The sequence below is a fragment of the Gordonia desulfuricans NBRC 100010 genome (assembly GCF_001485495.1).
GTDB classification, from domain to species: Bacteria; Actinomycetota; Actinomycetes; order Mycobacteriales; family Mycobacteriaceae; genus Gordonia; species Gordonia desulfuricans.
Genome location: NZ_BCNF01000012.1, coordinates 56447 through 80887 on the forward strand (window position 1 = coordinate 56447; position 24441 = coordinate 80887).

General features: G+C 71.4%; 1 protein-coding gene (running past one end of the window). It reads left to right on the top strand.

The genetic code is table 11. From position 1 onward, the window contains the following. A protein-coding gene (locus tag GD1_RS02015) for a non-ribosomal peptide synthase/polyketide synthase (RefSeq protein WP_059035328.1) crosses the window boundary here: on the top strand, positions 1-24371 show its 3' portion. 16021 nt of this gene lie to the left of the window's left edge; the window shows 24371 of its 40392 coding nt (coding positions 16022-40392); the start codon falls outside the window, past its left edge; its stop codon occupies positions 24369-24371. The last annotated feature ends 70 nt before the right edge of the window (positions 24372-24441 follow it).

A 24441-nucleotide genomic window follows, 5' to 3' on the forward strand; every position in this document is an offset into this window, starting at 1 on the left:
AGATCGAGGCCGTGATGGCATCGGCACCCGGCGTGGTGCACGCCGCGGCGACGGTGGTGGACTCACCGCACGGCGGGCAGCACCTCGTCGGCTACGTCGCCGCACCCGGCGGTCGCCCGGTGGACCTGGAAGCCGTGAAACAGGCGGTGGCACAGTCGCTACCGGAGTACATGCGTCCGACCACCTGGATGGTGCTGACCGAGGTCACCCTCAACAGCGCGGGCAAGCTGGACCGGAAGTCGTTGCCGGTGCCCGAGTTCTCCGCCGTGGAGTACATCGGGCCCGCCACCCCGGCGGAGGAGATGATCGCCGATGTCTTCGCCGAGTTGCTCGGCGTCGATCGGGTCGGTGTCACCGACGACTTCTTCGCGCTCGGCGGCAACTCGCTGTCGGCGATGCGCCTGGCCGCCCGGGTCGCCGACGTCGTCGGCTCGCAGGTGTCGGTCCGCGATCTCTTCGAGGCCCCCACCGTGCGGACCCTGGCCGCACACGTCGCCCACGGGGCGGGAGGCTCGGAGCCGATCACCGCCGTCATCCCACGGCCGGACCGGATCCCGCTGTCCTTTGCGCAGCAGCGCATGTGGTTCATCAACCAGTTCGACCCCTCGGCGCCGACGTACAACATCCCCGTCGTCCTCGAACTGTCCGGCGCGCTCGACGTCGACGCCCTCGGGCATGCGCTCGTCGACGTCGTGATCCGGCACGAGATCCTGCGGACCACCTTCCCGTCCGTCGACGGGGCACCGGTCCAGCAGGTCGACGATGCCGCGACGGTGGCCGCTCGCCTGGACTGGCAGGTCGTCGGCTCACGTGCGGAACTGGAGGCCGCGCTGACCGCCGGCTTCGACGTGAGCACGCGATGGCCGGTGCGGGCACGCCTGTGGCGCAACGCCGCCGGCGCACACCTGCTCGGCGTGGTGGCCCACCACATCGCCGCCGACGGACAGTCGATGGCCCCGCTGATGACCGATCTGATCGTCGCCTACGCCGCGCGGATCGCCGGTGAGGCACCACGATTCGAGGCGCTACCGGTGCAGTTCGCCGATGTGGCGCTGTGGCAGCACCGGGTGCTCGGCCGGCCCGACGATCCGGACTCGGTGGTCGGTGCGCAGCTGGCCTACTGGCTCGACCGGCTGTCCGGGGTGCCCGACGTACTCGACCTGCCCACCGACCGCCCGCGGCCCCCGGTGGCCTCGGGCCGTGGTGCGCGCGTCACCTTCGAGATACCGGCCGAGGTGGCCGACCGGGCCGCGGCGATCGGCGCCGACCACGGCAGCACCGCCTTCATGGTCGCCCACGCCGCCCTGTCGGTGCTCCTCGCCCGGCTGTCGGCGACCGACGACATCGCCGTCGCCACCCCGATCGCCGGGCGTGGCCGGCGCGAACTCGACCCGCTCGTCGGCATGTTCGTCAACACCCTGGTGCTGCGCACCGGCGTGGATCCGGCGGTGAGTTTCACCGATCTGCTCGGCCACACCCGCACCGTCGACCTGGACGCCTTCGCCAACGCCGACGTGCCGTTCGAAACCCTCGTGGAGAAGATCAATCCGGTGCGGTCGGAGGCATTCGCCCCGCTCGCCCAGGTGATGCTGACCCTCGATCGTTCGGCGATCCCCGGTGTCACCGATCCTTCGGTCGGCATCCCGGCAGGCGAGCACGCCGGACTCGCGATCTGTGCACTGCCGGCACCCGTGGTGGCGGCGCAGGTGGATCTCGCGATCGGACTGACCGTCGGCGAGCGGGGCGAGAGTTGGTCCGGGACACTGATCTACGCCACCGATCTCTTCGACGAACCGTCCGCACAGCGCTTCGCGTCGTCGTTCTCCGACGTGCTGCGCGCGGTCACCGCCGACCCGCAGATCGCGGTCGGCGACGTGGCCCTGCTCGACGACCGGGAACGCCGGGACCTCGACGTGTGCTCGCGCGGTGCGCGGACCCGCTACGCCACCGGCACCGTCGCCGACGCCGTGGCCGCCACGATCGCCGCCGCGCCCACCGCGGTGGCCCTGCACCACGAGGGTCGCGAGGTGACCTACGGCGAGTTCGGTGAGCGCATCGATACCCTTGCGCGACAACTCATCACACTGGGTGTCGGTCCCGACGTCGCGGTGGGCGTGTGCCTGCCGCGGTCGGTGGAGATGGTCGTGGCGATCGCGGCGGTCGTCACCGCGGGCGGACAGTACGTGCCGATCGACACCGCGGCGCCGACCGACCGTGTGGCGGGCATGATCGCCACCGCCGGGGTCGGAATCGTGCTGGTCTCCGGCACCGTCCCACCCGCGATCGCCGAGATCGCCGACGCCGCACCCGGCCCCGCCAGCACAGACAGCTCCGACAGCACAGACGGCCCCGACGCCACCGACGGCACCGGCCTGACGAACGTGTCCGTCACGGTGCTCGCCGTCGATGCGTCGGCCCCGGTCACCGGCGATCACACCCCGGTCACCGACGCCGAGCGCATCGCCCCGCTGCGCCCCGATCACGCCCTGTACACACTGTTCACCTCCGGCTCCACCGGTCGCCCCAAGGGGGTCACCGTCTCGCACGCCGCAGTACTCAACCGCCTGCACTGGGGGCTCGACGAGTACCCGTGGGGCCCGGCCGATCGCATCGTCCAGAAGACCCCGTACACCTTCGACGTCTCGGTTCCGGAGCTGTTCGGTCCGCTCCTGGCCGGGGCGCAGATGGTGATCGCCCGGGCAGGCGGACACACCGACCCCGAGTACATCGCCGATCTGATCACGGCCACCGGGGCCACCTCGGTCCACTTCGTCCCGTCGATGCTCGCGGTCTTCCTCGACGTGGTCGGCCGTGACCGGTTGCGCGAACTGAGCACGCTGCGATGGCTGTTCGCCTCCGGTGAGGCGCTGCCACCGGCGGTGGTGGCGCAGGCCCACGAGGCGTTGCCCTGGGTGGGTGTCCACAACCTGTTCGGTCCCACCGAGGCCGCGGTGGAGGTCGCCCATGCCGACGTGACCGACGCCCCGCGGATCGTCCCGATCGGACGCCCGGTGACCAACACCGACACCTGGGTGCTCGACGCGCGGCTGCGGCCGGTGCCGGTCGGCGTCCCGGGTGAGCTGTACCTCGGCGGCGTCCAGCTGGCCCGCGGATATGCCGGCCGGCCGGACCTCACCGTGCAACGATTCGTCGCCGACCCCCACGGTGAACCCGGTTCCCGGCTCTACCGCACCGGAGACCTGGTGCGGTGGAACACCTCCGGTGCGATCGAGTACCTCGGCCGCACCGACTTCCAGGTCAAGCTGCGCGGTCAGCGGATCGAGCTCGGCGAGATCGAATCGGTCCTCGCGGCCGTCGACGCCGTGGTGCATGCCGCGGTGACCGTGGCCACCGCGCCGTCGGGTGCCCAGCATCTGGTGGGCTACCTGGCGCCGGCGACGGTCGACCTCGACGTGGTGCGCACCCGGATCGCCCGCGATCTACCCGAATACATGCGGCCCACCGTGTACGTACGGCTCGAGACCGTCCCGCTGAACCCGGCGGGCAAACTCGACCGCCGCGCCCTGCCCGCCCCGGACTTCGGGATCGGCGACGAGCACGTCGCCGCCGAGGGCACCGTGGAGGTGGCGCTGGCGGCCATCGTCTCCGCCGTACTCGGCGTCGACGACGTGTCGGTGACCGAGTCGTTCTTCGCACTCGGCGGCGACTCGATCATGTCGATCCAGCTCGCCTCCGCCGCGCGCGCCGCGGGGATGGGACTCTCGCCACGGGATGTCTTCGAGCACCGCACCGTCCGGGCGCTGGCCCGGGCGGTGATCGCGGGTGCGAACATCCTCCCGGCGCTCGCGGAGCCCGACGGCGGGCCGACCGGCGGGCTCCCGGTGCCGCCGATCGTCTCCTGGATGCTCGAACATTCCGACACCACAGCCGATCTCGCCGACTTCTCGCAGGCATCGGTCCTGCAGGCACCCACCGGGATCACCGCCGAGGTGCTCGCCGGACTGCTCGGTACGGTGCTCGCCACCCACCCGATGCTGAGCGCTGCGCTGACCGTCGACGTCACCGGCCCGCGACTCGTGGCCGGTACCCGCACCGACCTCGCCGGGCCGGTGACGGTGATCGGGTCGCCCGAGGCCGTCGGCTCGGCGGGATTCGTCGACGCGGTGACCGCCGCACATGCCGACGCCGCCGGTCGACTCGACCCGGTGGCGGGCCGGCTGGTCGAGGCGGTGCTGGTGACCGACCCCGCAGGGGCCGGGTGGATCGTGCTGGTCATCCACCACCTCGGCGTCGACGCCGTGTCGTGGTCGGTGATCATCGAAGACCTCGTCACCGCGTGGGCCGCCCGCACCGCCGGACAGACCCCCGCGCCACGTCCCGAACAGACCTCCATGCGGGCCTGGGCGAGCGCACTGGCCGCCCAGACCGACCTGCGCACAAGCGAACTCGGCTACTGGCTGCACCGGCTGCCGGTGCGTCCGACCGCGCTGGGCGCCCAGCTCGACCGCAGCCGCGACCGGGCGGCCACCGCACGATCGGTGGTTGCGCGCGTCGGATCCGAACTCGCCGAGGCGATCCTGACGTCGGTACCGCGGGCCTTCGACGCCGGTGTGGAGGACGTGCTGCTGGCCACCCTGGCGCGTGCCGTCCGATCCTGGCAGGCCGAACGTGGCATCGTCGACGACGCACCGGTCTCGGTGCTGGTCGAGGGACACGGCCGCACCGAGGAGATCCTCGCCCGCGGCGACGACCCGCGCAGCGCCGACCTGTCGCGCACCGTCGGCTGGTTCACCACCGTCGTGCCGGTCGCACTGGACCCGTGCGCCGACCCGGTGCACGCGGTGAAGGCGGCCAAGGAGGAGCGACTGGGCCGCCCCGACGCCGGAGTGGGTTTCGGTGTCCTGCGCTATCTCGCCGACACCGAGCTGTCGGCGCGTCCGCTGCCGTCGATCGGCTTCAACTACCTGGGCAACGTCGCCGGCGGACCCGCGCGGTCCGGTGATCTGTTGCCGGTGGCACAGGAGATCCGGCTGTCCGGTTCGCCGGCCGGCCGGATGGTCGCCCTGAATTCGCTGACCATCAACGCGAGCACGGTACCCACCGCGGACGGCCGGGAGATCAGCGCCGACATCGCGTTCCCCGCAGCACTGTTCGACGATTCCGACATCACCGGGCTCGCCGACCGGTGGCTGGCCGAACTCGGTGCCGTGGCCGCCGTCGTGGCCGGCGGCATCCCGCTGGGTCTGTCGCCGTCGGATGTGCCCGGTGCCGATGTCGGGCAGGCCGACCTCGACGACCTCGCCGCACGGTTCGGGGACGCGGCGATCTGGCCGCTCGCACCCCTGCAGCAGGGCCTGTACTTCCAGGCCGAACTCGCCGCGGCGGGTTCGGCGGCCGGTGCCGTCGACGTGTACGTGACCCAGGTGATCGTGTCGCTCGGCGGTGACGTCGACGCCGAACGGCTGCGCGGGGCCGCCCGCCGATTGTTCGATCACCACCGGGTGCTGCGGTCGGGATTCGTCCGCACCATCGGCGGTTCGGTGGTCGCGGTGATCGCCGATGACGTCGAGATCCCCTGGGAAGTGGTCGACCTCGCCGATGATCTCACCTCGGTGACCGATGCCGATGCCGCTGCCGATGTCGAGGACGATCGGATCGCGCGGATCGCCGATCGCGAGCGGCTGGCGCGGTTCGATCTCGATCGGCCGCCGCTGGTCCGGTTCGTGCTCGTCCGCCACGCCGGCGGTGCCCATCTGGTGGTCACCAACCACCACATCCTGCTCGACGGATGGTCCGGGCCGCTGGTCCTCGCCGATCTGCTGGCGCTGTATGCAACCGGGCGCACCTACACCGAGAACACCGGTGCCGCAGGAGACTTCGCCGACCATCTGCGTCGGCTGGCGACCGCCGACACCACTGCGGGAACGGCGGCCTGGCGAGAGGTCCTGGCCCGGGTCGACCGGCCGACCCTGGTCGCCGCCGGACGTGAGGCCTCCGTCGACGATCTCCCGCAGGAACGCGTGCTGACCGTCCCCGCCGGCCGCACCGCGGCACTCGAGGCCGCCGCCCGCGATCTCGGCGTCACCCTGGCCACCCTCGTCCAGTTCGCGTGGGCGGTCCTGGTGTCGCGGGTCAGCGGCGAACAGGTCGTCACGTTCGGCGAGACCGTCTCCGGCCGCCCCGCCGACCTCGACGGTGTCGAGTCGATGGTGGGACTGTTCATCAACACGCTGCCCGTGGTGGTCGACGTCGATCCGGACCGTTCGGTGCGAGATGTGCTGGCCCGCCTGCAGTCGGACAAGGTCGCCGTGCTCGACCATCAGCAGATCGGCCTCCCCGACCTGCTCGCGATGACCGGGGTCGCCGGTGCATTGTTCGACACCCTGATGGTGCACGAGTCCTATCCGGTCGACACCGACTCACTGACCGGCACCGGGACCGGCACCGATCTCGAGATCGTCGACGTCGTGACCCGCGACGCCACCCACTACCCGCTCACCCTGATCTCGTCCCTGCGGGGTGAGACCCTCCGGATGACGCTGGCATATCTGCCGTCGGCCTTCGGCGACCGGCAGGTGGAGATCTTCACCGACATGCTGCTGCGGGTGCTCGACGCCGTCGCCGAGACGCCGTCGACGCCGGTCGGCGACATCGCGCTGCTCGACGTGGACGGCTACGTCGAGGCCCTGGCGGAACCGGTGCCCGGCCCCCGATCCGGGCGCAGTCTGGTCGACCTCGCCGGGGAATCGGCGGGCCGCTTCGCCGATCGCGTGGCGATCACCGCCGGACGGTCGGCACTCGGATACGGCGAACTCGACCGGCGGTCGGCTGCGGTGGCCACCGCCCTGATCGACCGTGGTGTGCGGGTGGGGGATCTGGTCGGCGTCGCCACCGGGCGCGGCACCGATCTGCCGGTGGCGATCCTCGGTGTCCTGCGCGCCGGGGCCGGCTACCTGCCGCTCGATCTGACCAACCCGACCGAACGCCTGCGGCACATCGTCACCGACGCCGCACCCGCTGTGGTGATCACCGACGCCGGATCGGCGGGTGCACCCCTGTGGGCGGAGCTGCCCGCGTCCGTGGCGATCGCCGACATCGGGTCGCTGGTGTCCGACGGCGCGGCGCACACACCGGCGGACCTGCCGCGAGTGCACCCCGACACCCTCGCCTACGTGATCTACACATCGGGTTCCACCGGCCTGCCCAAGGGGGTGGCGGTCAGCCATCGCGACGTGGTGGCCCTGCTCGACGCCGCGGCGGCCGAGTTCACCCTGGACGAGACCGACACCTGGACCCTGTTCCACTCCTATGCCTTCGACTTCTCGGTGTGGGAGTTGTGGGGTGCACTGTGCACCGGGGCCCGATGCGTGATAGTCGACCGGGACGTCGCGCGCTCCCCGGAGGAGTTCCTCGGCCTGCTCGCCGACGAACATGCCACCGTCGTCAGCCTCACCCCGTCGGCCTTCGTCCAGCTCGGCGAGGCACGGCGCCGCACACCGACCGCACTCCCGGATCTGCGCTACCTCGTCTTCGGTGGCGAGGCACTGGAATTCGAGTACGTCCGCCGCTGGTTCGACGAGCACCCCGCCGACACCGCGACCCTGGTCAACATGTACGGGATCACCGAGACCACCGTGCACGTCAGCTTCCGCGCACTCGATCCCGAGGTGGTCGCCGCGGGTGACGCCAGCTTCGTCGGCCGGCCGCTGAACAGTCTGGGCATCCACCTCCTCGACGGCCGGCTGCGGCCGGTGCCCGACGGCGTCGTCGGCGAGATGTATGTGACCGGACACCAACTGGCACAAGGATATCTGCGTCGTCCCGAACTGTCTGCGACACGTTTCGTCGCCTCCCCGTTCGGCACCGCCGAGCGCATGTACCGCACCGGTGACCTCGCCCGCCGCATCGGCGGGGACATCGAATACCTCGGACGCGGTGACGCCCAGGTGCAACTGCGTGGCTACCGGATCGAATACGGCGAGGTCGAGGCGGCACTGCTCGCGGCACCAGGGGTACTCGCCGCCGCCGCACGCGTCGTCGAGATGCCCGGGCGCGGTGACCAGCTGATCGGCTACGTGGTGCTCGGCGATACCGGGTCGGATGCCGGGGAGCCCGATGCCCAGCTCATCCGGGCGAGCGCCGCGAAGGTGGTACCCGGCTACATGGTTCCCGACATGGTGATGGGAATCGACCGGCTGCCGCTGACCGCGAACGGCAAACTCGACCGCGGCGCGCTGCCGATCCCGGAGCCGGTGGCACACACCGGCGGGATCGTCGAGGCCGCGAGTGCCGACGAACTGATGCTCGCCGAGGTGTTCGCCGATGTCCTCGGACTCGACGATCCGGCCGAGATCGGGGTCACCACAGGCTTCTTCGACATCGGCGGCAACTCGCTGTCGGCGTCGCGGCTGGCGGCCCGGGTGGCCGATGTGCTCGGCGTGGACGTCTCGGTACGCGATGTCTTCGAGGCGCCGTCGGTGCGGGCACTGCTGGCCCTGGTCGCCGACCGTGGTGCCGGCCTCGCCCCGATCACCGCGGTCAGCCCGCGGCCGGAGCACATCCCGCTGTCGTTCGCCCAGCAGCGCATGTGGTTCCTCAACCGCTTCGACGCGCGGTCGGCGGCCTACAACATCCCGGTGGTGGTACGGATCCGCGGACATCTCGAGGTACCCACCCTGCGGACGGCGCTGCTCGACGTCGTCACCCGGCACGAGATCCTGCGCACGGTGTTCCCCGCGCAGGACGGTGCCGGCCGTCAGGTGATCCTGTCGCCGGAACAGATGGCCGACCGATTCGACTGGGCGGTGGTCGATTCCGCGGCCGACGTCGAATCCGCGGTGATGTCGGGGTTCGACCTCACCGAGACGCTGCCGGTACGGGTGCGGCTGTGGCCGGTGTCGGCCGACGAGCACGTGCTGGCCGTGGTGATGCACCACATCGCCGCCGACGGCGAGTCGATGGTGCCGCTGGTGACCGACATGACCACCGCCTACGCGGCGCGCATCCGGGGCGGGGAACCGGAGTTCACGCCGCCGCCGGTGCAGTTCGCCGACTACGCGATCTGGCAGCATGCCGAGCTCGGCGCGGCCGACGCCCCCGACTCGGTGGTCGGCGCCCAGCTGGCCTACTGGACCGGTGCGCTCGCCGGACTGCCCGATCTCCTCGAACTGCCCACCGACCGGCCACGTCCGCCGGTGGCATCACAGCGCGGTGCCCGGACCGGACTGGACATTCCCGCCGAACTCGCCGACCGCATCGCAGCGCTGGCCCGCGATGTCGGGGTCACCCCGTTCATGGTGGTGCACGCCGGACTGGCGGTCCTGCTCTCCCGGCTGGCGGCGGCCGACGACATCGCCGTCGCCGTCCCGGTCGCCGGACGCGGACAGCGCGTCCTCGACCCGCTGATCGGAATGTTCGTGAACACCCTGGTGCTGCGCACCGGGATCGTCGCCGACGAGACGTTCACCGATCTGTTGCGCGGTGTCCGCACCGGCGATCTGGCGGCCTTCGCGCACGCCGACGTCCCCTTCGAGACCGTCGTCGAGGCACTCGAGCCGACCCGGTCGGAGGCCTTCTCGCCACTGGCACAGGTGATGCTGACCTTCAACGAGGGCACCCGCGGGGCCTCGGTGATCGAGGCGATCGGTGCGGTCACCGGTGACGAACTCACCCTCACCGCGGTCGAGCCCGCCGAGGTGCCCGCACAGCTCGACCTCAACGTCGTGGTGTCCACCGCACCGGCCGGGCAGGACTGGGATCTCCGGACCACCTATGCCACCGACCTGTTCGACGAGGCGACCATCGACCGGCTCAACCGGCGGCTCGTGCGGGTACTCGACCTGCTCACCGCGACCCCGGACGGCGCCGTCGGCGACATCCGGATCGTCGACGAGACCGAGAACCGCGCCATCGCAGAAACCGAAACGGGTGCGGCGGTAAATCTTCCGCGGGTGAACACGGTCGCCGATGCGATCGCCGCGGGTATCGCGGCACACCGCCGGTCCGTCGCGCTGGTCGCCGGCGACCGGGAGATGTCGTTCGCCGAGTTCGGTGCCCGGATCGGTGTCCTCGCCCGCGATCTCATCGCCGCCGGTGTAGGACCCGATGTGGCCGTGGCCCTATGCATCCCGCGTTCGCCGGAGATGATGGTGGCCGTCCACGCGGTGATCGCCGCAGGCGGACAGTATGTGCCCGTGGAGATCTCGGCACCCGCCGACCGTGTGGAGTACATGCTCACCACCGCCGGTGCCGCAGTGTTGCTGACCACCGCCGCGACCTCCGGCTCGGATGCCGCGACGGCGGCCCGCGCCGCCGGGATCCCGGTGCTGACGGTGGACACCTCCGGTCCGGCCGATCTCACCGTCGCCCCCGTCACCGACGCCGACCGGCTCGCCCCGCTGCATGCCGACGCGGCGGCCTACACCCTGTTCACCTCCGGATCCACCGGTCGCCCCAAGGGGGTCACGCTCTCGCATGCCGCCGTGCTCAACCGCCTGTGGTGGGGACTCGACGAACTGCCCATCGACACCACCGACGTGGTGCTGCAGAAGACGCCCTACACCTTCGACTGCTCGGTTCCGGAGTTGTTCGCGCCGTTGATGATCGGTGCGAAGACCGTGGTCCTGCGCGACGGCGGCCACCTCGATCCGGTACACGTGGCCGACGAGATCGAACGCACCGGTGTCACGATGGTGCACTTCGTGCCGTCGATCCTGTCGGTGTTCCTCGAGGTCGTCCCCGGTGACCGGCTCGCCCGGCTCGACACGGTCCGGATCCTCTCGACGACCGGTGAGGCACTGCCGCCGGCCGTGGCCGCCACCGTCCGGCAGATCTGGCCGGAGGCGTTGTTCTACAACCTGTACGGCCCCACCGAGGCCGCGGTCGAGATCACCTATCAGCGCATCGAGACCGTCTCGGCCGGCGACCCCACGGTCCCGATCGGCCTGCCGATGTGGAATTCGTCGGCGGTGGTGCTCGACGCACGTCTGCACCGGGTTCCCGACGGTGTCGCCGGTGAGCTCTACCTGGGTGGCGTCCAGCTCGCCCGCGGCTATGCCGCCCGGGCCGACCTCACCGCCGAACGGTTCGTCGCCGACCCCTACGGGGCACCCGGTACACGGCTGTACCGGACCGGAGACCTGGTGCGCCGCCGCGCCGACGGTGTGCTGGAGTACCTGGGCCGCACCGACTTCCAGGTCAAACTGCGCGGCCAGCGGATCGAGCTGGGGGAGATCGAGTCGGTGATCGCCTCGGCGCCGGGTGTGGTACACACCGCGGCGACCGTGGCGACGGCACCCGGCGGGGGAGAACACCTCGTCGGCTATGTGTCGGCCGCGACCGGCACGGAGATAGACCTCGACGCGGTGCGGGCGACCGTCGCCGCCGCACTACCGGAGTACATGCGGCCCACCGTGTGGATGCCGGTCGACCACCTCGCCCTCAACACGGCGGGCAAGATCGATCGAAAAGCGTTGCCGGAACCGGTCTTCGAGGCGTCGGAGTACGTCGAACCGCAGACCGGCACCGAGCGCACGCTGGCCGCGGTGTTCGCCGAGGTACTCGGCACCGACCGGGTCGGTGCCACCGACCACTTCTTCGATCTCGGTGGCAACTCGCTGTCGGCGATGCGGCTCACCGCCCGCGCCGGCCAGATCCTCGGCCGCGACCTGGGGGTCCGCGATCTGTTCGACGCACCGACCGTGCGCGACCTCGCCGCGCGGATCGGCGCCCCCGACCACAGCGGCGCGGCGCCCGGACCGGTCACCGTGGCCGATCCACGCCCGGAGCGCATCCCGCTGGCCTTCGCGCAGCAGCGCATGTGGTTCATCAACCGGCTCGACCCCACCTCGCCGACCTACAACATCCCGGTCGTCCTGCAGGTGTCGGGCGAACTCGACGTGGACGCGCTGCACGCGGCACTGATCGCCGTCGTCGTCCGCCACGAGATCCTGCGGACCACCTTCCCGTCGGCCGACGGTGTCGGCCACCAGAAGATCGGCCGGGTGTCGTCGGTGGCGGCCCGGCTCGACTGGGCCGTGGTGGACTCGACCGACGAGATCCGGGAGGCGGTGGAGACCGGGTTCGACGTCACCACCGCCTGGCCGATCCGGGTACGGGTCGCCCGCACCGCGCCGGCCGAGTACGTCGTCGCCGTGATCACCCATCACATCGCCGCCGACGGTGAGTCGATGGCACCGCTGATCGCCGACCTCACCACCGCCTACCTCGCCGAATCGGCCGACACCGACCCCGACTTCGCGCCGCTGGCAGTGCAATTCGCCGATTTCGCGATCTGGCAGCACCGTGTCCTGGGCAGCCCGGAGAACCCGGGATCGTCGGTGGGCGGGCAACTGGCGTACTGGACCGGCCGGCTGGCCGGACTCGACCCGGTCGGCGACCTGCCGACCGATCGGCCGCGCCCACCGGTCGCCTCGGGACGCGGTGGCCGCGTCGGATTCGGGATCGACACCGGCCTCGGTGCCCGGATCGACGATCTCGCACGCGAATCCGGTACGACACCGTTCATGGTGGTCCACGCCGCACTCTCGGTGGTCCTGGCACGGCTCGGTGCCGCCGACGACATCGCGGTGGGGACCCCGATCGCCGGTCGCGGCTCCGCGGAGCTGGATCCGCTGATCGGTATGTTCGTCAACACGCTGATCCTGCGGACCCGAGTCGACCGGGACGCCACCTTCGCCGCCCTCCTCGACGAGGTCAGGCGCACCGATCTCGACGCCTTCGCCAACGCCGACGTCCCGTTCGAGGCCGTCGTCGAGGCGTCCGGGGCGCCGCGCTCGGAGGCGTTCGCACCGTTCTCGCAGGTGTGGCTGACCTTCGACCAGTCCACCCTGCCCGAGACCGCCGGGGCCGATCTGGCCGCCGGGCGGCTCGGTGACCTCACGCTGACCCCGCTGACGCCGGACACCGTGCGGGCCCGGGTGGACCTCATGGTCTCGGTGGCCCACGCCGACGACGCACCGTGGCAGGCCTCGATCGTGTACGCCACCGACCTGTTCGACGAGCCGACGGTGTCGGGGCTGGCCGAGCACCTCGTCGGGGTGCTCGAGGCCGTGGTCGCCGATCCGCGCATCCTCGTCGGTGACGTGCCGTTCTCGGCGGGTACGACCGTCGGGGAACTGGCCCGCGCACCCCGGCCGGTGACCCCGGCGCCGCCGGCGAGTTCGTTCGATCCCGCCGCCTTCGATTCGGATGTGGTGGTGACCGGCGGGCGCCAGACCCCGCCGGTGATCCTCGCCGACATCTTCGCCACCGCCGCCGCCACCTGGGGGCCACGGCAGGCGGTGGTGGACGCCGACGGTGAGATGCTCACCTATGCCGAGCTCGATGCGCGCTCGAATCGGCTGGCGCGCTGGCTGATCGGGCAGGGGATCGGCGCCGAGTCGCTGGTCGCGCTGGCGATGGGCCGATCGGCACGTCTGCTGACCGCGATCTGGGCGGTCGCCAAGACCGGCGCCGGCTACGTCCCGATCGACGCCGACTACCCGGCCGACCGGATCGCCACGATGATCGAGGACTCCGGGGCGGTGCTGGGACTCACCGTTACCGCCGCCGGAGATCTGCCGGGTACGGCATTCGAGTGGATTCGGATCGACGACGACGCGGTGACGGCGACGATCGCCTCGACCTCCGACGCGGCGATCACCGACACCGATCGCCTCGCCACGGTCCACCCGACCTCGATCGCCTACGTCATCTACACCTCCGGGTCGACCGGCCGGCCGAAGGGCGTGGCGGTCACCCACACCGGGCTGGCGAACTTCGCCGCCGAGGAGATCGGCCGCAGCGGTGCCGACGAGTACGCGCGGGTCCTCGGCTTCGCATCGCCGAGCTTCGACGCGTCGGTGCTGGAGTATCTGCTGGCGACGGTGTCCGGTGGGGTCCTGATCTACCGGCCGGCCGATGCCGTCGGCGGTCCGGGACTGACCGACCACATGGCCCGGCAGGCGGTCACCCACGCCTTCCTCACCCCGTCGGTGCTGGCGACGCTGGAGCCACACGGTGTTCCGACGCTGCGCGTGGTCTACGCGGGCGGCGAGGCGGTGCCGCAGGCGCTCAAGGACCAGTGGGCGGCGTTCCGGCGGGTGCAGAACCTGTACGGCCCCACCGAGACCACGATCGGCGTGACGATCAGCGCGCCGATGGGTGTCGGCGAGCCGGTCACCCTCGGCGGGCCGCTCGCCGGTGTCGGGCTGATGGTGCTCGACGCACGGCTGCGTCCGGTCCTGGTGGGTGTGCCCGGGGAGCTCTACGTGTGTGGCGGCGCACTCTCGCGCGGCTACCTCGACGACCCGGCCCGCACGGCGAGCCGGTTCGTCGCCAACCCGCACGGGCCCGGCGGTGATCGCATGTACCGCACCGGTGACGTCGTCCGGTGGCGGCAGAACCTTGCCGGTGAGGTGGTCCTGGACTACTCCGGCCGCAGCGACGACCAGGTCAAGCTGCGTGGTCTGCGGATCGAGCTCGGCGAGATCGAGGCGGTGCTGGCCGGCCATCCCGGTGTGCGCGCCGCGGTGGTGGTCGGTGTCGGCGGTTCGGTGGCGACCGCACTGGCCGGCTACGTGGTGGCCGACGCCGGATCGCTCGACGTCGACGAGGTCCGTGCCCATGTCGCCGAACGCCTTCCCGCCCACATGGTCCCGTCGTCGATCATGGTTCTCGACGCACTGCCGCTGACCCCGGTCGGCAAACTCGACAAGCGGGCACTGCCCGATCCGGTGATCACCGTGGGCGAGTTCGTCGCACCGGCCGATCCCACCGAGGCCGCGATGGTGCGCGTCTTCGCCGAACTCCTCGACCTCGATCCCGCCGAGGTGTCGGTGACCGCCGACTTCTTCGATCTCGGGGGCAACTCGCTCTCGGCCACCCGGCTCGCCGCCCGGGCCGGTGAGGCGCTGTCGGCGGAGATCTCGGTCCGCGACGTCTTCGCGGCCGGATCGGTGCGGGCGCTGGTGGCCGCCGCGGTCGGCCGGGACGGCGGCATCGTCGCCCCGATCGTGGCCGAACCGGCACGGCCGGACCGTATCCCGCTGTCGTTCGCACAGCAGCGGATGTGGTTCATCAACCAGTTCGACCCGTCGTCGCCGACCTACAACGTGCCGATCGTGATGCGCGTGAGCGGTCCGCTCGACATCCGGGCACTGCGGTCGGCGATCGCCGATCTCGTGGTGCGCCACGAGATCCTGCGCACCACCTTCGTCTCCGTCGACGGTGATCCGGTGCAGCTGATCGGTGACGTCGCCGAGATCGGCGACCGGCTCGACTGGGCGGTGGTGGACACACCGGCCGAGCTCGAGTCGGCGGTGACCACCGGATTCGACGTCACCGCCGACCTGCCGCTGCGGGTCCGCGTGCTCACCCTCGCCGAGGGCGAGGCCGTGGTGGCGGTGGTGACCCACCACATCGTCGCCGACGGCGAGTCGATGGCACCGCTGATCGGTGACCTGATGACCGCCTACGAGGCCCGGCTGCGGGGTGCGGCACCGGAGTTCGCGCCGATGGAGATCCAGTTCGCCGATTTCGCACTCTGGCAGCGCGAGACCCTCGGCGACACCGGCGATCCGGACTCGGTGGTCGGCAGGCAACTGCGTTACTGGGCCGAACGGCTCGACGGTCTGCCCGACGTCCTCGACCTGCCCGCCGACCGGCCACGGCCACGCGTCGCCTCGCAGCGGGGTGCCTCGGTGGCCTTCGACCTGCCGGCCGACGTCGCCACCGCGGTCGCGACGATCGCCCGCGAGGCCGGGGTCACCTCCTACATGGTCGTGCACGCCGCACTCGCGGTGCTGCTGGCCCGGCTGTCGGCGACCGACGACATCGCGATCGGCAGTCCGGTCGCCGGGCGTGGCCGCCGCGAACTCGACCCGCTGGTGGGCATGTTCGTCAACACGCTGGTGTTGCGGACCCGGATCGACCCGGACATGTCGTTCGCCGATCTGCTCGCGGTGGTGCGTGAGACCGACCTGGATGCCTTCGCCAATGCCGATGTGCCGTTCGAGACCGTCGTCGAGACCCTCGCTCCGGTGCGGTCGGAGGCCTTCGCGCCGCTGGCGCAGGTGTGGCTGACCCTCGACCAGTCGGTGCTGCCGGAACTGGCGCCGGGCGCACCGGCGGCGACGATCGCCGGCCTGCAGATCACCCCGGTCGACGACCTGGGCGTTCCCGCCAAGGTGGATCTGCTGATCAGCCTGACCCCGGGCGCCCCCGGCGACCGGTGGCAGGGCGCGATCGTCTACGCGACCGATCTGTTCGACGCCGCCCGCGTCGCCGACCTGGCCGCCCGTCTCACCCGTCTGCTCGCCGACCTGACCGCGGCACCGCAGCTTCCGGTGTCGGCCCCGGCACTGGTGACCGACGACGAGCGCGCGACGATCGCGGGCTGGTCGGACGGCGCCGAGGTCGGTCTCACCGACGAGGCACTGCGCGGGGCGCCGACCCACGGCACCCTGGCCGACGTGATCGACGCCGCCTGGCGCCGGTTCGGCGAGGCGACCGCGGTGACCTTCGACGGTCGGGCGATGTCGTTCTCCGAACTGGGTTCCCGGGTCGGTGCCACCGCCCGCCGCCTGATCGGTCTCGGCGTGGGACCGGATGTGGCGGTGGGTGTGTGCACGCCGAGGTCCTTCGAGATGGTCATCGCCCTGCAGGCGGTGCTCGCCGCCGGCGGACAGTATGTGCCGATCGACACCGCCGCCCCCGTCGAGCGTGTGCAGTACATGCTCGACACGGCCGGTGCGGTCGCGGTGGTGGTCGCCGGACATACTGTGCCCGAGGTGATCTCCGCCCTCGCCGCAGACAGCGGTATGCCGGTGGTCGCCCTCGATGCCGACGACCCCGTCGACGGCGAGGTCGCCACGATCACCGACGCCGACCGCACCGCGCCCTTGCGGCCCGATCACGCGGCCTACACGATCTTCACCTCCGGATCGACCGGTCGCCCCAAGGGGGTCACCGTGTCCCACCGGTCGGTGTTGTCGCAGTTGATCTTCGACCAGGACTACTACGCCTTCGGACCCGACGACGTCTTCCTGCAGGTGCTCGACTACACCTTCGACCCGTCGGTGCTGGAGTTCCTCCGGTGGATGTACGACGGCGGTCGCCTGGTGATGATGCGGCCGGGGGAGCACCGCGATCCGTGGGCCGTCGCCCGCCACATCGCCGACCATCGCGTGACCAGCGCCATCATGGTGCCGTCGATGCTCTCCTCGCTGGTGGAGGCGATGAGTGAGGCCGGGACGGAATGGATCTCGTCACTGCGTCATCTGCACACCGGTGGCGAGGCCCTGACGCCGGCGGTGGTCGACCGCCTGTTGGGGCTGTGGCCGCACGTGGGTCTGCACAACCAGTACGGCCCCACCGAGGCGACCATCTTCGCCACCATCGCCGAGGTCCGGGCGGGGCGGGGCAGTGTGCCGATCGGCCGGCCGCTGTGGCATGTCGGTGCCCACGTCCTCGACAACCGGCTGCAGGTCGTCCCGGCCGGGGTGCCGGGTGAGCTCTACCTCGGCGGGCTGCAGATCGCCCGCGGCTACGCCGATCGTCCCGGTCTCACCTCGGAACGGTTCGTCGCCGACCCCTTCGGGCAGGCCGGCGATCGTCTCTACCGAACCGGCGACATGGTCCGCTGGAACCAGGACGGACATCTGGAGTACTTGGGCCGCACCGACTTCCAGGTCAAACTGCGCGGTCAGCGGATCGAGCTCGGCGAGATCGAGGCGGTCGTCGCCGCGGCGCCGGGCGTCGTGCACGCCGCCGTCGTCCTCGGCCGGGCACCGGCCGGCGGCGAGGTGCTGGTGGCCTACGTCGACGGGCCGGCCGGACTGGACCGCGAGACGCTGCGCACCCATGCGGCGGCGCACCTCGTCGAGTTCATGCAGCCCTCGGTCTGGATGATCCTCGACGACATGCCGCTCAACACCGCGGGCAAGGTCGACCGGAAGTCGTTGCCGGAACCGGATTTCGGTGCGATCGACGAGGAGTTCGTGGAGCCGGTCACCGAGGCCGAACGCATCCTGGCGGCACTGGTCGCCGGGCTGCTCGGACTCGACCGCGTGTCGGTCACCGAATCGTTCTTCGCACTCGGCGGGGACTCGATCATGTCGATCCAGCTGACCTCGGCGGCGCGTGCCGCCGGACTCTCGCTCTCACCGCGGGAGATCTTCGAGCTCAAGACGATCCGTGCGATGGCCGCCGCGGCCGCCGATCACACCGATCGCCTGCCGATGCTGGCCGAACCGGAGCACACCGGCGGCGCCGTCGACATCCCGCCGATCGTGTCCTGGATGCTCGAGTTGTCCGACGGCACCGGGTTGTCCGACGGCACCGGGTTGTCCGACGGCACCGGGTTGTCCGACGGCCCCGAATTGTCCGACGGAACCGAGCCGTTCGCGGACTTCACCCAGTCGCGGGTGCTGATCGCACCCACCGGGTCGACCCGCGACAGCGTCGCGGCGATCGTCGCCGACGTCGTCGCCGCCCACCCGATGCTCACCGTGTCGCTGCGTCGGGCCGGTGCCGGCTGGGACCTGGTGGCCGACGGGGTGTTCGATCCGCAGACCGCCGTCACCGAGACGACCACCGGACTCGCGGTGGACGATGCGGGCTTCGCCGAGGTGGTGCGGACCGCCCACGCGCAGGCCTCGGGTCGTCTCGACCCGTCGACCGGTGCCCTGGTCGCCGCCGTTCTGGTGCACGCCTCCGGCGGCGAGCAACGCCTCGTCCTGGTGATCCACCACCTCGGTGTGGACGCGGTCTCGTGGCCGATCCTGATCGAGGACCTGATCACCGTGTGGACCCGGCGCACCGACGACGCACCGGTGCAGGTCAGGCCCGAGATCACCGGTGCGGCAGCCTGGTACGGTGCGCTCGCCGGACAGGCCGGGGCCCGGACCGCCGAACTCGACCACTGGCTGGCCCGGTCCCCGCTGCAGCCGACCGACCTGGGGGTCACCCCCGACCGCTCCCGCGATCGGGAGGCCACCGCGAGATCGGTGATCCACCGGGTGTCGGCCGCCACCACCGAGGCGGTGCTCACCCGGGTGCCCGAGGCCTTCGGCGGCACCGCGCAGGACGTGCTGCTGGCCGCACTCGCACGGGCGGTGCGCCGCCGGCAACGTGAGCGTGGGATCGCCGACGACGCACCGGTCGTCGTGCTCACCGAGGGTCACGGACGGTCGGAGGAGGCCATCTCCGGCGGAACCGATCCGCGGCGGGCCGACCTGTCGCGCACCGTCGGATGGTTCACCACCATCGCCCCGGTGGCACTCGACCCGGCGGTGGACATCGTGCACGCGGTCAAGGCGGCCAAGGAGGAACGCCTCGGCATGCCCGACGCCGGAGTCGGATTCGGCATCCTGCGCTACGGAGCGCAGACCGAACTCGCCGAGCGACCGCTGCCGTCCATCGCGTTCAACTTCTTCGGTGCCGGCAAGAGATCCGGGGCCGGCAAGCGATCCGGGGCCGGTGAGGCATCCGGGGCCGCCCATGTCGTCCCGTTCACCGTCGCCCCCGAGGCACCGCCGCTGCCCCCGACCGTCGCCGGGGCCATGACGATGCCCGCGGCGCTCACGGTCACCGTGTCCACGGTGCCCGGCGCCGGCGGCCGCACCCTGGTCGCCGACCTGACCTTCCCCGGTGCACTGCTGACCGACACCGAGGTCGCCGCACTCGGACAGGCCTGGGAGGACGAACTCGCAGCCGTCGTCGACCACATCGCGGCCGACCCCGATCCGGGACCGTCCCCGTCGGATGTGCCGGGTGTGGCATTGACCCAGGACGATCTCGACGTCCTCGCCGTGCGCTATCCGCGTGCCGCCCTCTGGCCGCTGTCGCCACTGCAGGCCGGGCTCTACTTCCAGGCCGGGATGACCTCGGCCGGTGTGGGCCGGGCGGCGTCGGTCGACGTCTACGTCACCCAGGCGGTGCTCACCCTCGGAGGCGACATCGACCGTGCCCGCATCCGGCTGGCCGCGTCCGGTTTGCTGGCCCATCATCGGGTCCTGCGCAGCGGCTATGTCCGCACGGCCGGCGGCAGCGTCGTCGCGGTGATCCCGGACGTCGTGGACATCCCGTGGGAGACCGAAGAACTCGACCCCGCCGCCGCGGATCGTGAGGGGCTGATCGAGGCGATCGCGGCACGTGAGCGGGTACGGCCGTTCGACCTGGCCGCACCGCCACTGATCCGGTTCCGGCTGATCACCCACGGTGACACCGCGACCCTGGTGGTCACCAACCACCACATCCTGCTCGACGGATGGTCCGGGCCGCTCGTCCTCGCCGACATGCTGGCGCTCTACGCCCACGGCACCACCTTCACCGGCAGTCATGCGCCGCAGGCCGGCGACTTCGGCGACCACCTCCGTCGCCTCGCCCGGATCGACCCCGCGGCGGGGACGGCCGCGTGGGATCGCGTACTCGAACCGCTCGCCGAGCCCACCCTGGTGTCCTCGGATCTCGAGGTGAGCGCCGAATCGATGCCGCGCGACCACATCGCACTGCTCGATCCGGACCTGACCGCCGCGATCGGCCGGCTGGCCCGTTCCCAGGGCGTCACCGTCTCCACCGTGCTGCAGTTCGCCTGGGCGGTGCTGCTGTCGCGGATGACCGGCAACCAGGTGGTGGCCTTCGGCGAGACCGTGTCCGGACGTCCCGCCGACCTCGACGGGGTCGAGCAGATGGTCGGCCTGTTCATCAACACCCTTCCGGTGGTCGTCGACGTCGACCCGGCGGCCACCGTCGCCGACGTCCTGACCACGATGACCGCGCAGAAGACCTCGGTGCTCGACCACCAGCACGTCGCGCTGCCGGAGATCGTCGGCCGCACCGGACTCCCGGCGCTGTTCGACACCCTGACCGTCTACGAGTCGTATCCGGTGGACAGCGACTCGATCGCCACCGCCGACGCGTCACTGACCGGCGGTCTGGAGATCCTCGACGTCACCGCGACCGATGCCACGCACTATCCGCTCAACCTCGCGGCATCACCGGCCGGAGATCGGCTCTCGCTGAAACTGAAGTATCTGCCCGAGGCCTTCGCCGAGCACCAGATCACCGAACTGGCCCGGGCGCTGCGTCAGGTGCTGCGCAGTGCGGTCGCCGACGCCGGGACCCCGGTCGCCGACATCGCGTTGCTGGCACCGGACCGGGCACGGGAACTGGCCCCGGTGTCCGGTGGGGCACCCGCGGAACCGAGGCTGCTCGGCGAGGTCCTCGCCGAACGGGCCGTGCGGTTCGCCGACCGGCCCGCCGTCGCCGACGCCCAGGGCGGTGCGCTGACCTACGCCGAGCTCGATCGGTACTCGACCCTCGTCGCCCGCAGGCTCATCGCGGCCGGTGTCGGAGTGGACTCCGTTGTCGCACTGGCGATCCCGAGATCGGTGGATCTGCTGGCCGCCCAATGGGCGGTGGCGCGGATCGGGGCCGCCCATCTGTCGATCGATCCGGATCATCCCGCCGAGCGGATCGCGCACATGATCGCCGAGAGCCGGGCGCGGATCGCGATCACCACCGCCGCACTGCAACCGGTGATCGGGGAGGGTGTGGGCACGATCGAGGTGGAATCGCTGCGATCGGCCGTCGCAACCGATTCCGGCGGACCCCTCCGGTCCGACGAACTGATCGGGCGTCCCCACCTCGATGCCGTGGCATATGTCATCTACACCTCGGGTTCCACCGGCACCCCGAAGGGGGTCCCGGTGACCTACCGCGGTGTGTACAACTTCGCCACGGCGCAGGTGGCGTGCTTCGGTGCCGACCACACCTCGCGTGTGCTGGCCTTCGCCTCACCGAGTTTCGACGCCTCGGAACTCGAATGGCTGCTCGCCTCGGTGGCCGGTGGCGCACTGGTCTACCGCCCGGCCGATGTGCTCGGCGGCGAACCGCTCGCCCGCTTCATCGACGACAGCGAACTCACCCACGTCTTCCTCACCCCGGCGGTGCTGGGCAGTATCGGCGAACCCGACCTGCCGCATCTGCAGATGCTGGGTTCCGGGGGCGAGGCGGTACCGCAGGCACTCGTCGACCGCTGGGCCGGCCGGGTCGCATTCCACAACGCCTACGGCCCCACCGAGGCCGCGGTGGCGGTGACGATGAGCGCGGCGTTGACCCCGGGGCGCCCGGTCGACATCGGCGGGCCGATCCCGGGCGTCGACCTGCTCGTCCTCGACGCGCGGCTACGTCCGGTCCCGATCGGTGTGCCCGGCGACCTGTACGCCGCGGGGGCGGCCCCGGCGCGGGGCTACCTCGAGCGGCCCGATCTCACCGCCGAACGCTTCGTGGCCAACCCGTTCGGCCCCACCGGATCGCGGATGTACCGCACCGGCGACGTGGTGCGCTGGGCACGTAGCGACCGCGGTGACCTCGTCGTCGACTATCTCGGACGCGGCGACGACCAGGTGAAGTTGCGTGGCCTGCGCATCGAACTCGGCGAGATCGAGGAGGCACTGACCGCTCACCCGGCCGTGGACGCCGCGGTCGTGATCGGGGTCGGCGGGTCGGTCGCCACCTCGCTGGCCGCCTATGTCGTGCTCGGCCGCCCGGCCGAACCGGCCGAACTGCGCGATCACCTCGCCCGGCGGCTCCCCGCACACATGGTGCCCGCCACCGTCACCGGGCTCGATGCGATCCCGCTGACCTCGGCCGGCAAGGTCGACAAGCGGGCCCTGCCCGCACCGACGGTGACCGCCGCCGGCCACGTCGAGGCACGGACCCCGGCGGAGCAGGCGGTCGCGGCGGTGTTCGCCGAGGTGCTCGGCATCCGATCGGTGTCGGCGACCGCCGGGTTCTTCGACCTGGGCGGGAACTCGCTGTCGGCGACCCGACTGGCCGCACGCGCCGGGGAGGTCCTCGGCGCCGATCTCTCGGTCCGGGACGTGTTCGACGCACCGACGGTGCGCGACCTCGTCGGGCTCGCCGCCCTCCGCGGCGGCACCTCGGCACCGGTCACCGCGACATCGCCGCGACCCGAACGCATCCCGCTGTCGTTCGCCCAGCAGCGCATGTGGTTCCTCAACCGCTTCGACCCGTCCTCGGCGGCCTACAACATCCCGGTGGGTCTGCGGCTGCGCGGCCACCTCGACGTCGGCGCGCTGCGGACGGCGATCGCCGACGTCGTGGCCCGGCACGAGATCCTGCGCACCACCTTCCCGGCCGTCGACGGTGCCGGGGTGCAACGGATCGCACCCGCCGAGGCGGGCACGAGCGACATCGACTGGGCGGAGGTGGCCTCCGCTGCCGAGCTCACCGCCGCCGCCACGGCCGGATTCGACGTCACCACCCAGACGCCGTTCCGGGTTCGCCTGTGGCACAGCGGCGATGACGAGTGGACCCTGCTCGCGGTGATCCACCACATCGTCGGCGACGGTGAGTCCATGACCCCGCTGGTACGGGACATGATCACCGCGTACGTCGCACGGGCGGCCGGTTCCGAACCGGAATTCGTCCCGCTCGCCGTGCAATTCGCCGACTACGCACTGTGGCAGCATCGGGAACTGGGATCGGCCGAGGACACCTCGTCGGTGATCGGCAGACAGGTCGACTACTGGTCGCACCAGCTGCGCGGTACCCCCGACGTGCTCGACCTCCCGGCCGACCGGCCACGACCGGCGGTCGCCTCGCACCACGGTGCGCAGCTGGGGTTCTCGGTCCCGGCCGAACTCGGCGGGCGGATCGACCGGCTGGCCACCGAGCACGGTGTCACCGCGTTCATGGTGGTGCACGCGTCGCTCGCGGTGCTGTTGTCGAGGTTGTCGGCCACCGACGACATCGCCATCGCCACCCCGATCGCCGGCCGCGGCCGGCGCGAGCTCGACGCGTTGATCGGTATGTTCGTCAACACCCTGGTCCTGCGCACCCGCGTCGACCCGGGGATGACGTTCGCCGATCTGCTCGAGGAGGTGCGGACCACCGACCTCGAGGCGTTCACCCACGCCGACGTCCCGTTCGAGACCCTCGTCGAGGTTCTCGAACCCACGCGGTCGCAAGCCTTCTCGCCGCTGGCGCAGGTGATGCTGTCGCTGACCGCCCCGGTGGTCCGGGGGCCGGTGTACGACGGCACGGGTATCGAGATGTCGACGCTCGAACCGCCCGCGGTGGCCGCGCAGGTCGATCTGTCGTTCACCCTGGCCACCGCGCCCGGCGCGGACTGGACCGGGTCGGTGGTCTTCGCGACCGACCTGTTCGACGAGCCGTCGGTGGCGACGATGGTCGACCGGTTCGTCATCCTCCTCGACGCGCTCGTCGCGGCACCGGGACGCGCGGTCAACGACGCCGCGATGGTGGCCCCCGCCGAACTCGACGACATCGTCGCGTGGTCGTCCGGAATCCCGGCGCCGCCGTCGGAGACCACGCTCGTGGCGTTGACCAGACCCGACCGAAACGTCCCGGAGGAGCGATGAGCACCCCACGACAGATCCCGCCACCGGAAGGGGCACGACGATGACCGAGATGGTCACGATGACCGGGGAA